Annotated in this window: 10 protein-coding genes and 1 tRNA gene; 5 read left to right on the top strand and 6 right to left on the bottom strand. The window is 70.6% G+C overall.

Going from position 1 to position 12,697, the window contains the following annotated elements:
- The first annotated feature begins 158 nt into the window (after positions 1–158).
- Positions 159–1,379: an acetyl-CoA C-acetyltransferase gene (locus AB0G79_RS23465; RefSeq protein WP_360809458.1), complete on the top strand. Its 1,221-nt coding sequence runs from the start codon at positions 159–161 to the stop codon at positions 1,377–1,379.
- Between the two features lie 236 nt (positions 1,380–1,615).
- Positions 1,616–2,452 (top strand): hypothetical protein, encoded by an 837-nt coding sequence (locus tag AB0G79_RS23460; protein WP_360809456.1) that lies wholly within the window; start codon positions 1,616–1,618, stop codon positions 2,450–2,452.
- 23 nt (positions 2,453–2,475) lie between these two features.
- Here AB0G79_RS23460 and AB0G79_RS23455 read toward each other — a convergent pair whose 3' ends face one another.
- Both AB0G79_RS23455 and AB0G79_RS23450 read right to left on the bottom strand, forming a co-directional pair.
- On the bottom strand, positions 2,476–2,805 hold the full coding sequence (locus AB0G79_RS23455) for a hypothetical protein (RefSeq protein WP_360809454.1): 330 nt from the start codon (positions 2,803–2,805) through the stop codon (positions 2,476–2,478).
- Positions 2,806–2,835: 30 nt separating this feature from the next.
- Positions 2,836–3,708, bottom strand: coding sequence for an alpha/beta hydrolase (locus AB0G79_RS23450; protein ID WP_360809452.1), 873 nt, complete (start codon positions 3,706–3,708; stop codon positions 2,836–2,838).
- 102 nt (positions 3,709–3,810) lie between these two features.
- On the opposite strand from AB0G79_RS23450, the gene AB0G79_RS23445 reads away from it, so the two are divergent.
- Positions 3,811–4,371: a TetR/AcrR family transcriptional regulator gene (locus tag AB0G79_RS23445; protein ID WP_360809450.1), complete on the top strand. Its 561-nt coding sequence runs from the start codon at positions 3,811–3,813 to the stop codon at positions 4,369–4,371.
- A gap of 78 nt (positions 4,372–4,449) precedes the next feature.
- On the opposite strand, the gene AB0G79_RS23440 is transcribed toward AB0G79_RS23445, so the two are convergent.
- Positions 4,450–5,355 (bottom strand): Bax inhibitor-1/YccA family protein, encoded by a 906-nt coding sequence (locus AB0G79_RS23440; RefSeq protein WP_360809448.1) that lies wholly within the window; start codon positions 5,353–5,355, stop codon positions 4,450–4,452.
- A 157-nt stretch (positions 5,356–5,512) separates the two neighbouring features.
- A tRNA-Leu gene (locus tag AB0G79_RS23435) sits at positions 5,513–5,600 on the bottom strand.
- A gap of 387 nt (positions 5,601–5,987) precedes the next feature.
- On the opposite strand from AB0G79_RS23435, the gene AB0G79_RS23430 reads away from it, so the two are divergent.
- Both AB0G79_RS23430 and AB0G79_RS23425 read left to right on the top strand, forming a co-directional pair.
- Entirely contained in the window at positions 5,988–6,758 is a 771-nt protein-coding gene (locus AB0G79_RS23430) for an ABC transporter ATP-binding protein (protein WP_360809446.1), read from the top strand.
- A 78-nt stretch (positions 6,759–6,836) separates the two neighbouring features.
- Positions 6,837–9,368, top strand: a complete 2,532-nt coding sequence (locus tag AB0G79_RS23425; protein ID WP_360809444.1) for an FtsX-like permease family protein — start codon at positions 6,837–6,839, stop codon at positions 9,366–9,368.
- 58 nt (positions 9,369–9,426) lie between these two features.
- On the opposite strand, the gene AB0G79_RS23420 is transcribed toward AB0G79_RS23425, so the two are convergent.
- Both AB0G79_RS23420 and AB0G79_RS23415 read right to left on the bottom strand, forming a co-directional pair.
- Positions 9,427–10,737: a cyclopropane-fatty-acyl-phospholipid synthase family protein gene (locus tag AB0G79_RS23420; RefSeq protein WP_360809442.1), complete on the bottom strand. Its 1,311-nt coding sequence runs from the start codon at positions 10,735–10,737 to the stop codon at positions 9,427–9,429.
- 235 nt (positions 10,738–10,972) lie between these two features.
- The gene (locus AB0G79_RS23415; protein ID WP_360809440.1) at positions 10,973–12,358 is read right to left on the bottom strand and encodes an NAD(P)/FAD-dependent oxidoreductase; all 1,386 of its coding nucleotides are present in this window, start codon (positions 12,356–12,358) and stop codon (positions 10,973–10,975) included.
- Between the last annotated feature and the right edge of the window lie 339 nt (positions 12,359–12,697).

The raw sequence follows: 12,697 nt of genomic DNA, 5'->3' as shown, positions 1-12,697 counted from the left end.
CGCCCGGGCGGGCGGGCGGCTGAGCGCCCGACTCAGCGCCCGGCTGAGCGCCCGCTTAGAAAAGAGGCCCGTGTCACACCTTCGCGCCGGTGACCCGTGCGGTACGTACGGGTAACTTCCCTTTCTGTCCGCTCACTCCGCACCCTCATGGAGCCGTGATGCCCGAAGCCGTGATCGTCTCGACCGCCCGTTCGCCCATCGGCCGGGCCTTCAAGGGCTCCCTCAAGGACCTGCGGCCGGACGACCTCACCGCGACCATCGTCCAGGCCGCCCTGGCGAAGGTGCCCGAGCTGGACCCGCGGGACATCGACGACCTGATGCTGGGCTGCGGCCTGCCGGGCGGCGAGCAGGGCAACAACCTGGGCAGGATCGTTTCCGTGCGGATGGGCATGGACCACCTGCCGGGCTGCACGATCACCCGTTACTGCTCCTCCTCGCTCCAGACCTCCCGCATGGCGCTGCACGCCATCAAGGCCGGCGAGGGCGACGTGTTCATCTCGGCCGGTGTCGAGATGGTCTCCCGCTTCACCAAGGGCAACTCGGACTCCCTGCCGGACACGCACAACCCGTTCTTCGCCGAGGCCGAGGCCCGCACCAAGGCCGTCGCCGAGTCCGAGGGCTCGACCTGGCACGACCCGCGCGAGGACGGCGTCGTCCCGGACGCCTACATCGCGATGGGCCAGACCGCGGAGAACCTGGCCCGCCTCAAGGGCATCAGCCGCCGGGAGATGGACGAGTTCGGCGTACGGTCGCAGAACCTCGCCGAGCAGGCCATCAAGAACGGCTTCTGGGAGCGCGAGATCACCCCGGTGACGCTGCCGGACGGCACGGTCGTCTCGACGGACGACGGCCCGCGCGCGGGCGTCACCCTGGAGGGCGTGGAGGGCCTCAAGCCGGTCTTCCGCCCCGACGGCCTGGTCACCGCCGGCAACTGCTGCCCGCTGAACGACGGCGCCGCCGCGCTCGTGATCATGTCGGACACGAAGGCCCGCGAACTCGGCCTGACCCCGCTGGCCCGGATCGTCTCCACCGGCGTCTCCGGCCTCTCCCCCGAGATCATGGGCCTCGGCCCGGTCGAGGCGTCGAAGCAGGCCCTGAAGCGCGCCGGCCTGACGATCGGCGACATCGACCTGGCGGAGCTGAACGAGGCCTTCGCGGCCCAGGTCATCCCCTCGTACCAGGAGCTCGGCCTCGACCTGGACAAGGTGAACGTCAACGGTGGCGCCATCGCCGTCGGCCACCCCTTCGGCATGACGGGCGCCCGCATCACGACCACGCTGATCAACAGCCTCCAGTTCCACGACAAGCAGTTCGGCCTGGAGACGATGTGCGTGGGCGGCGGCCAGGGCATGGCCATGGTGATCGAGCGCCTGTCCTGACCCCGCACCCTCTAACCGTCCCGTGTTAGAGCCGTGACCTAATCTCCCCCAGGATGTGACCTACGTCCCGGGGGAGGTTTGTTTTCGCAGGTCAGAGCCGTTTCGGGACTAAACGCCAGGCAGAAATACCTGTCCAATTCGTGACGTAATGCACTGACAGCTCGTACCGCCTCACGACAAGCTGATGTAGGAAGTCGGGGGATCGACTCGGAATCGGGAGTACGTCAGTGAGCGCCATGTCTCTTGCCCTGCTGCTGACCACGGCCGCTGCCACGGCCGTGGGCGCTGCTGCCCTGCACGCCGTCCACGGTCTCCGCAAGGAGGTCACCGCCCTGCGCGGCGAGCTCGCGACGGGCCACGGCGCCGCGGTCCCCGCGGCCCGCGCCACTCCGGCCGCGGAGATACGGGCCGCGGTCACGGAGGCGCTGGCGGAGGAGCGCGAGCGCGAGCTCGCGGAGGCGCGGGCCTTCTGGGCCGCGCAGGAGGCCCGGGACGCGGCCGACGCCCCGTCCCTCCTCGGCGGGCTCGGCGGCCCGGTCGAGGACGGCCCCTTCTTCGTCCCGCGCCAGGCCGACTTCGCCGGCCTGGAGGCGATGGCCCTGGAGGCGATGGAGGCCGAGGCCGCCGCGCTCGACGGCGCCGACAGCCTGAACGACTTCGCGGACGCCCTGGACGAGTTCCCCGAGGACTCGGCCGAGCTGGCCGCGGCCCGCCGCCGCCACCCCTCGCACCCGGACTTCGTGCCGGTGCAGACCCCGGTCGTCACCGACCACGAGCGGACCGTCGCCCGCCTGGAGGAGCTCGCGGACACGCGGACGGCCCTGACGGACGTGCGCCCCGGCCCGCTCGGCACCCTGGACGTGTACGTCTTCGCCGACGGCACCACGCTCTGCATGACCCCCGGCCACCGCGAGACCGCGGAGCGCCTCGCCGAGGCCCTGCGCTCCGGCCGGACCCCGGTCCTGCTCGGCGGTTCGGGCGTCTCGGGCGCCTTCGCGCTGACCTTCTCGTACGGCGACACGGACGAGGAGAACGTCTACATCCTCGCGGACCGGGTGATCGCCTCCCTCTGAGCCCGGACGGGCTCCGAGGGGCCTCAGAGCCCCGAGCGCCCCTGCGCCTCCCGTACGAGCCGAACGGCCTCGTCCAGCTCCCCCCCGTGGGAGCCGGCCGGGGCCGTTCGCAGGATCTCGGCCAGGTCGTTCCCGGCGACGACGAGCTGGTCGGCGACGGTGAAGACGCCCGCGTCCGGCATCGTCAGGGGCTCGCGGTCCGGGTCCTCGGCGCGCTGGGCGCGCGCCGCGAGCTCCCGGGCGAGGGCGAGCCCCTCGGCCGCCGCCCCGCGCTGGAGCCGGCTCTGCGGGGCGGCCCGCAGCCGGTCGGCGAAGCGCTCGACGGCGACGGTCAGTTCACTCGTATCACTCACGCCGTGACCCTACGGCACGAGGCGCGGTCCTCACTTCGCGTGCCGGCCGAGGAAGTCCCTGACCAGCTCCGCGATCTCCTCGCCGTGGGTCTCCAGGGCGAAGTGGCCCGCGTCGAGGAGGTGGATCTCCGCGTCCGGGAGGTCCCGGGCGAAGGCCTCCGCGCCGGCCGGTCCGAAGATCTCGTCGCCGCGCCCCCAGGCCGCGAGGAGCGGCGGGCGGTGGGTGCGGAAGTACTCCTGGAAGGCCGGGTAGCCGTCCAGGTTGAACTGGTAGTCCCAGAACAGCTGGAGCTGGATCTCCTTGTTGCCGGGCCGGTCGAGGCCGGCCTGGTCGAGGGTCCAGGCCTCGGGCGCGAGCCGGTCGAGCCGGTCGGCGGGGACGCCGTGGGTGTACTGCCAGTGGGTCGCCTCGGCCGTGAGCAGCTCGCGCACGCCCGCCTCGTTGGCCTCGCGGTCCTTGGCGTGGGCGAAGAGGACGTCCCAGAAGGGCGTGAAGCCCTCCAGGTAGGCGTTGCCGCTCTGGGTGACGATCGCGGTGACGCGCTCGGGGTTCCGGGAGGCGATCTTCAGGCCGATCGGGGCCCCGTAGTCCTGGATGTAGAGCGCGAAGCGGTCGACGCCGAGGTGGTCGAGGAGCTTCAGGGTGATCTCGGTCAGCTTCTCGAAGCTGTACGCGAAGTCCGCGACGGCCGGTGCGGCGGAGGCGCCGAAGCCGATGTGGTCGGGGGCGATCAGGTGGTACGAGTCCGCCAGCTCGGCGATCAGGTTCCGGTACATGTGCGAGCTGGACGGGAAGCCGTGCAGCAGGACGAGGGTGGGGTTGGCCGGGTCGCCGGCCTCCCGGTAGAAGACGTCGAGCCCGTCGATGGCGACGGTGTGGGTGCGCTGGGCGAAGGCGGACATGACTGACTCCCCATTTCGGTTTCCCGGTCGAGAGAACGACCGTTCTCCCGATGCCCTGTAGACTACGAGAACGATGGTTCTCCACGCAAGGGGTGGTCGGGAATGGATGCGGAAACCGCCGAGCTGAAGCTGCTCGACACGGCGGAGCGACTCTTCGACGAGCGGGGGGTGCAGTCGGTCGGCATGGACGCGATCCGCACGGCGTCCGGCGTCTCGCTCAAACGGCTCTACCAGGTCTTCCCGTCCAAGGAGCTGCTCGTGGAAGCGGTCCTGAGGCGCCGCGACGAGGCCGTACGGGCCGCCGTGGCCTCCCATGGCTCCCAGGCCGCCGACGGGCCGTACGAGCGCGCCCTGGCCGTCTTCGACTGGCTCGCCGAGTGGTTCGCGGAGCCCGACTTCCGCGGGTGCGCGTTCATCAACACCTTCGGGGAGCTCGGCGGGGTCGCCCCGGCGGTCGCCACGATCGCCCGCGACCACAAGGAGGCCCTGCGGTCCTACTTCGCGGCCCAGACCGACGCCCTCGGCGCCCCGCCCGCCCTCGCCGACCAGCTGGCCCTGCTCGCCAACGGCGCCATGGCCGTCGCCGGGATCACCGGTTCCCCCGAACCGGCCGGCCAGGCCAAGGCCGCGGCCCGGGTCCTCCTCGACGCCGCCACGGCGTAGCGGGTACGCGAAAGGGCCCGCCCGGCACGAAGCCGGACGGGCCCTTCCCCCGAGTCGGGGGCCCCGTTACGGGGTGGGTCAGTCGTCGCCCTGGAGGATCGACAGGAGACGCAGCATCTCCAGGTAGATCCAGACCAGCGTCATGGTCAGACCGAAGGCGGCCAGCCAGGCCTCCTCGCGCGGCGCGCCGTAGGTCACGCCGTCCTCGACCTGCTTGAAGTCGAGGGCGAGGAAGCAGGCGCCCAGGATGACGCCGATGACACCGAAGAGGATGCCGAGGCCACCGCTGCGGAAGCCGAGGCCGTCACCGCCGGCGAAGACCTGGAACAGCAGGTTCACCAGCATGAGCAGCATGAAGCCCATGGCGGCGGCCATCACGAAGCCGTAGAAGCGGCGGTTGACCCGGATCCAGCCCATCTTGTAGGCGATCAGGACGCCGGCGAAGACCGCCATCGTGCCCAGGACCGCCTGGATGACCACGCCGTCGGCGATGTACGTCGAGACGGCGGCCGAGATGACGCCGAGGAAGACGCCCTCGAAGGCCGCGTAGCCCAGGATCAGGGCCGGGGACGGCTTGCGCTTGAAGGACTGCACCATCGCCAGGACGAAGGCGACCAGGGCGGCGCCGATGGCGATGCCGTAGGACTTGCCCAGGTTGGCCTCGTCGACCGGCAGGAGGAACCAGGACAGGACGGCGGTGAGCACGACCGTGCCGAGCGTCATGGCCGTACGGCTCACGACGTCGTCGATCGTCATCACGTTGCCGCGGGCCTGCTGGGGGGCGCCGAGCGCGGCGTCCTGCGGGGCGTACGGGTTGGTCGCGTACGGGTTGGTGGTCGCGCCCTCGGCGTACGGGTTGCCCGTCGCGTACGGGTTGGCTCCGACGGCGGGGCCCCCGGCCTGCGGCTGCTGCGCGGTCACGCCCACGTGGCCGTTGTCGCGGCTGAACCCCCGTCGCGAGAAGACCGGGTTGCTGCTCCTCATCTCACTCCTCCATGGCAGACCGCACGGCGCGGCCTTGCGTCAAGAGTAATGCGTAGGCAAAGGAAACTCCCTAGTGCTCGGGGAGGATCTTTTTCCCGAGCGGGAGCGGAGAGGACGAGGGACGTGCCCGGGCCCCAGGCACTCGCCTGCGGCCCGGTGGTGCCCGGAACCGGATTCGAACCGGTACGACCCGAGGGTCAGCGAGGTTTAAGCTCGCGGTGTCTGCCAAATTCCACCATCCGGGCCCGCCGCGAGACCTCCGCGTTGGCACAGGAGCCTATCGGGGCCCTTCCCCCGTTCAGCGGAACATCGGCCCGATGTTGTCTTATTTTATTGACGTCTGAGGGTGCGTCAGTGCAGGTGGAGGCGTTTTCCCCGAACTGTGACGGGGCTCGCAGGCGCAAAGCCACACCCCTGGGAATGACGAAAACTCGTCGCAGGTCTGTCACCTCCACGGGGAGCCCCGCGACACGGTCGCGTCAGGGGCGGCGTCATACCTCAGGAGGACGGCGAGACCCCCTGGTCCGACTCCAGACTGTCCCGGGAACGGGCACGTGGAGGGACGTCTCGCGGCGGAACGGCCGAGACGATGGAGGAGTTCCCAGCAGCCCGCAGCGACAGGAGTCCTCCTCGTGACCACCACCCCCACCGTGCCCCGCGCCACCGCGGTGGCCGCCCGCGCCACCGACCTCTCCAAGGTCTACGGACAGGGCGAGACGCAGGTGGTCGCGCTCGACCACGTCACCGTCGACTTCCGGCAGGGCGAGTTCACCGCGATCATGGGCCCCTCGGGCTCCGGCAAGTCCACGCTCATGCACTGCGTCGCCGGCCTGGACTCCTTCTCCTCCGGCTCCGTGCGGATCGGCGAGACCGAGCTCTCCACCCTCAAGGACAAGCAGCTCACCCAGCTCCGCCGGGACAAGATCGGCTTCATCTTCCAGGCGTTCAACCTGCTGCCGACCCTGACGGCGCTGGAGAACATCACGCTGCCGATGGACATCGCGGGCCGCAAGCCGGACAAGCAGTGGGTCCAGCAGGTCATCGACATGCTCGGCCTCTCCGGCCGCCTCTCCCACCGCCCCTCCGAGCTCTCCGGCGGCCAGCAGCAGCGCGTGGCCGTGGCCCGCGCCCTCGCCTCCCGCCCCGAGATCATCTTCGGCGACGAGCCCACCGGAAACCTGGACTCCCGCTCCGGCGCCGAGGTCCTCGGATTCCTCCGCAACTCGGTCCGCGAGCTCGGCCAGACCGTCGTCATGGTCACCCACGACGCCGTCGCCGCCTCCTACGCGGACCGCGTCATCTTCCTCGCCGACGGCCGGATCGTCGACGAGATGCTGCGCCCGACGGCGGACGGCGTCCTCGACCGCATGAAGGCCTTCGACGCCAAGGGCCGTACGAGCTGACGCGGACCTGAGGGCACCCCGCCCTCCCCGCTCCCGTACCCCGCCCTTCCCCAGCTCCCAGGACCCAGGACCTCACCCATGTTCCGTACCGCCCTGCGCAACGTGCTCGCGCACAAGGCGAGGCTGCTGATGACCGTCCTCGCCGTCATGCTCGGCGTGGCCTTCGTCTCCGGCACCCTCGTCTTCACCGACACCCTCTCGAACGCCTTCCGCGGCCAGGCGGCGAAGAGCTACGACGACGTCGCCGTCGCCGTCGACATGTCGCCGAACGCCGAGGAGGCCCAGAAGACCCCCGGCCTCTCGCAGGCCGTCGTCGACAAGGTCGCCGCACTCGACGGCGTCGCCTCCGTCTCCCCGCGCGTCTCCGGCTTCGCCGGCGTCCCCGGCAAGGACGGCAAGCTCCTCGGCAGCGGCTGGTCCAACAAGGGCGTCAACTTCGCCCCGGGCACCGACGGCAAGGACCGCGCGTTCGTCTTCACCGCGGGCGACGGTCCGGCGCGCGACTCGCAGATCGCGCTCGACAAGGAGACCGCCGACAAGGGCGGCTACAAGGTCGGCGACACCGTCCGCGTCGCGACCAACGGCCCGGTGAAGGAGTACACCCTCTCCGGCGTCTTCACGACCGAGGACGGCGCCGTCAACGCCGGCGGCAGCCTCGTCGTCTTCGACACCCCCGTCGCCCAGAAGCTCTACCTGAAGCCGGGCTACTTCCAGAACCTCAACGTCACCGCCACCCCCGGCACCGACGCGGACAAGCTGCGCGACGAGGTCCTCACGGTCGTCCCGAAGGCGGCCACCGCCCAGACCGGCGCCGACCTCGCCGCCCAGGAGGCCCGCCAGATCGAGGACGGCCTCGGCGCCCTCAACCAGGTGCTCCTCGCCTTCGCCGGCATCGCCCTCTTCGTCGGCGTCTTCCTGATCTCCAACACCTTCACGATGCTCGTCGCCCAGCGCACCAAGGAACTGGCCCTGATGCGCGCGGTCGGTGCCTCGCGCAAGCAGATCACCCGCTCCGTCCTCGTCGAGGCCGGTGTCGTCGGCCTCGTCGCCGCCGCCGTCGGCTACGTCCTCGGCATCGGCCTCGCGGCCGGCCTCCGCTCCGGCATGAGCGCCTTCGGCATGAAGGTCCCGGACGGCGAGCTCGTCATCGGCGCCACCCCCGCGATCGCCGCCTTCGGCGTCGGCGTCCTCATCACCATGCTCGCCGCCTGGCTGCCCGGCCGCCGGGCCGCGAAGATCCCGCCGGTCGCCGCGATGAGCAGCGTCCACGCCACCGCCAGCACCAAGTCCCTCGTCGTCCGGAACTCCATCGGCGCCGTGTTCACCGCGCTGGGCGCGGTCGGCATCGTCGCCGGTGCGGGCCAGGGCGGCGACGACGGCCGCATGCTGATCGCGGGCGGCGCCTTCCTCACCCTCCTCGGCGTGATCGTCCTGATCCCGTTCCTGTCGCGGCCCGTGATCGCCGTGATCCGCCCCTTCTTCGTGAAGGCCTTCGGGGTCTCCGGCAAGCTCGCCGGGCTCAACGCGGTCCGCAACCCGCGCCGCACCGGCGCCACCGCCTCCGCGCTCGCCATCGGCCTCACCCTGGTCACCGGCCTCTCCGTGCTCGGCTCGACCGTCGGCACCGCCCTGGACAAGATGACCGTCGACCAGATCAAGGCCGACTACATGATCTCCATGGCGAGCGGCACCGGTCTCGGCGAGGACGCCGTCACCGCCCTGGAGAAGGCCCCCGGCGTCGCCGCGGTCTCCCCGCAGCAGGCCGGCTCGCTCGACATCAAGGGGACGTACACCTCCGCCTCCGGCGTCACCCCCGGCGACGTCGAGCAGGTCCTCAAGCTGGACGTCGTGAACGGCTCCCTGGCCTCCCTGGGCAAGGGCCAGATCGCCGTCGAGCGGGGAACCGCCGAGAAGCGCGGCATCAAGGTCGGCGACACCGTCCCGGTCGAGTACCTCGACAAGAAGAAGGACAAGCTGACCGTCGGCGCGACCTTCGAGGGCACCGAGTTCGTCTCGCCCGTCCTGATCGACCGCGCGATCCTGAGCGCCCACGACTCCGAGGTCTACATCCCGCAGGTCTTCGTGAAGATGGACGGCGGCGCGAGCACGGCCGGCGAGCGGGCCCTGTCGAAGGCCATGGGTGACAACCCGGCGATCTCGGTCATGGACCACAAGGAGATCCGCGACACCTTCGGCGGCCAGATCAACATGCTCCTGAACATCGTGTACGGGCTCCTCGCGATGGCCCTGCTCATCGCCGTCCTCGGCGTCGTCAACACCCTGGCGATGTCCGTCTTCGAGCGCCAGCAGGAGATCGGCATGCTCCGCGCGATCGGTCTCGACCGCCGCCGCGTGAAGCGGATGGTCCGCCTGGAGGCCGTCGTCATCTCGGTCTTCGGCGCGGTCGTCGGCATCGGTCTCGGCGCCTTCCTCGGCTGGGCCATCGGCGAGACCTTCAAGAACAGCCTGCCGGGCTACGCGCTGGTCCTGCCCTGGGACCGGATCGGCCTCTTCCTGGTCCTGGCCGCCGTGGTCGGCGTCCTCGCCTCCCTGTGGCCGGCCCGGAGCGCGGCGAAGCTGAACATGCTCTCCGCGATCAAGGCCGAGTAGTACCCCGTACGACGCCGAAGGGCCGTGTTCCCGCGGGAACACGGCCCTTCGCCATGTCTCACACCTTCTCGTTCCACACCCTCGGCCGCAGCGCCGTCCCGCTCGTCCCCGACACCGGGGTCCTCACGGCGAGGAACTGGTTCACGCCGATCCGGTTCCGCTCGAAGGAGACGGCCGAGGCCGCCATGTAGAGCCGCCAGATCCGGGCCCGGCCGGGCGAGGTGAGCCGGACCGCGCGGGCCCAGTCGGCCTCCAGGTTGGCGACCCAGCGGCGGAGCGTGAGCGCGTAGTGCTCGCGGATCGCCTCGACGTCGCGGACCTCGAATCCGGCGGCCTCCAGGGTGGAGAGGGTGCGGCCCATGGGGGCGAGCTCGCCGTCGGGGAACACGTACGCGTCGATGAACGGGTCGATCGCGTAGGCCGACTCGTCGGGCTCGGGGCGGCGCGAGATCTGGTGGTTCAGGAGCCGCCCGCCGGGCTTGAGGAGCCCGTACAGCGTGTCCGCGTACTCCCGGTACTTCGCCTCGCCGACGTGCTCGGCCATGCCGATCGAGGAGATCGCGTCGTACGGGCCGTCGTCGACGTCCCGGTAGTCCTGGACGCGGATCTCGACGAGGTCGGTGAGGCCCTCGTCGGCGACGCGCTTGCGGGCGTAGGCGGCCTGTTCGCGGGAGAGGGTGACGCCGACGACCCGGGCGCCGTGGGCGCGGGCCGCGTGGATCGCCATGGAGCCCCAGCCGCAGCCGACGTCGAGGAGCCGGTCGCCCTCGGAGAGGTTCAGCTTGCGGGCGATGAGGTCGAGCTTGTCGTGCTGGGCCTCCTCCAGGGTCCCGTCCCGCGTCCAGTACGCGCAGCTGTAGACCATGGAGGGGCCGAGGACGATCTCGTAGAAGTCGTTGCCCACGTCGTAGTGGTGACTGATCGCCTGCTTGTCGCGGCGGCGGGTGTGGCGGCTGCCGGTGCGGCCGCGCACCTCCTCGGCGGGCGGCGGCGGGGGCGGCAGGGGTCCGGCGAGCCGGAACAGGGTGCGGACGGCGGTACGGATCCGGGGGTCGGCCAGCGATTCCCGGACGGCCGCGAGGCGGCTCCTGGTCTCCCCCGGGCGCTCCCAGAGGACGCCCGACAGGCGGTCGAGGACCTCGTACAGATCGCCTTCGACGTCGATCTCGCCGGCCACCCAGGCACGGGCGAGGCCGAGTTCGCCGGGCTTCCAGATCAGCCTCCGCAGGGCGCGGCGGTCGCGGACGATCAGGACCGGGGCCCCGGGCGGCCCGGCCTCGCTGCCGTCCCAGGCCCGCAGTCGCACCGGGAGCGGTCCGCCGAGGAGCTCCCCGGCGAGAGTCGTCAGCCGCGACGCGGCGTCGGCCATGATGCACACCTCCGTGATCTCGTGCCCCAGAAATGCTCGTCACCAGGGGAACACCCTCCGTGGAGGATTCCCTTCCCGGCGCAGCGCGACGCGTGGCGGCTCCCGCCGGAAAACACGCGAAGGGCCGTCCGCACCACGGATGGCGGACGGCCCTTTTACGGCCTTGCGTGTACTGCTGGGTACTGCTGGGCACTGCGGGTGTGACGAGGTGTCGCGGGGTGCTACGGCCCGGTGTTCAGGAGGCCTTGGCCTTCTCCTGCGCCGGCGCGGCCGGGGCGGGAGCGGGCTTGGCGGCCTCGTAGAACTCCTCGCGCGGCGTCTCCATGGCGCCGAGCGAGACGACCTCGCGCTTGAGGAACATGCCGAGGGTCCAGTCGGCGAAGACGCGGATCTTGCGGTTGAAGGTCGGCATCGCCATGCCGTGGTAGCCACGGTGCATGTACCAGGCGAGACGGCCCTTGAGCTTGATCTTCATCTTGCCCATGACGATCATGGCGACGCCCTTGTGCAGACCGAGACCGGCCACCGCGCCCTTGTTGGCGTGGCTGTAGTCCTTCTGCGGGAAGCCGCGCATGCCGGCCACGACGTTGTCGCCGAGGACCTTGGCCTGACGCAGGGCGTGCTGGGCGTTCGGCGGGCACCAGGCGCGCTCGGCCGGGACGCCGGCCTTGATCGCGGCCAGGTCCGGGACCTGGGCGTTGTCGCCCGCGGCCCAGACGTAGTCCATGCCGTTGACCTGGAGCTTCTCGTTGCAGTCCACGTGGCCGCGGGGGCCGAGCGGCAGACCGAAGCGGGAGAGCGCCGGGTTCGGCTTCACACCGGCGGTCCAGACGATCGTGTTGGAGTCGACCTCGAGGCCGTTCTTCAGCACGACGTGGCCGTCGACGCAGGAGTCCATGGACGTCTGCAGGTAGATCTCGATCCCGCGGGACTCCAGGTGCTCCTTGCCGTACTGGCCGAGCTTGGGGCCCACCTCGGGGAGGATCTTGTCGGCCGCGTCGACCAGCACGAAGCGCATGTCCTCGCGGGACACGTTCGTGTAGTACTTCGCGGCGTCGCGCGCCATGTCCTCGACCTCGCCGATCGTCTCGGCGCCGGCGAAGCCACCGCCGACGAAGACGAAGGTCAGCGCCTTGCGGCGGACCTCCTCGTCGGTGGTCGAGTCGGCCTTGTCGAGCTGCTCGAGGACGTGGTTGCGCAGGCCGATGGCCTCCTCGATGCCCTTCATGCCGATGCCCTGCTCGGCGAGGCCGGGGATCGGGAAGGTGCGGGAGACCGCGCCCATCGAGATGACCAGGTAGTCGAACGGCAGCTCGTACGCCTCGCCGACGAGCGGCGCGATCGTGGCGACCTTGCGGTCCTGGTCGATGGTGGTGACCCGGCCGGTGAGCACCTCCGCTCCGCGGACGACGCGTCGCAGCGGGACGACGACGTGACGCGGCGAGATGCTGCCGGCGGCGGCTTCGGGCAGGAAGGGCTGGTAGGTCATGTACGACCGCGGGTCGACGACCGTGACGGTCGCTTCCGCGTAGCGCATCTTCTTGAGGATGCGCCGAGCTGCGTACAGGCCTACGTACCCGCCGCCTACTACGAGGATCCTGGGACGCTCCGTGGTGCTCATGAGATCGAGTATCCACCCCGCCCGAGGGGGGTGCTCGTGCGCCCCTTCACAAGGTCTCTGCACACCTCTGCTACACTCCGCCGCCCACGTGATCCAGGTCATGGTCCCGCAAAGGAACCGAGGTGCGGTCGCGAACGTTGTTCACCCCTCGTGGCCTGGTCTGGAGAGCCCTCCGTAACCCCATGAGGCGAGGTGCGTTCACACGATGGAAACAGCGAGCGAAGTGGGCCCGGGACCTGCGAAAGGGCCCCGAGGCACCCCCCGGAGGGCCTAAAGACCCTCCTTGGACGCCATCAGGGCCCTTTTCCTTGTGAAGAACTTCACGAACCTTTCCCGACG

The organism is Streptomyces sp. NPDC020807 (assembly GCF_040641575.1).
GTDB lineage: Bacteria > Actinomycetota > Actinomycetes > Streptomycetales > Streptomycetaceae > Streptomyces.
This window is presented reverse-complemented; position numbering and strand designations above follow the sequence as displayed.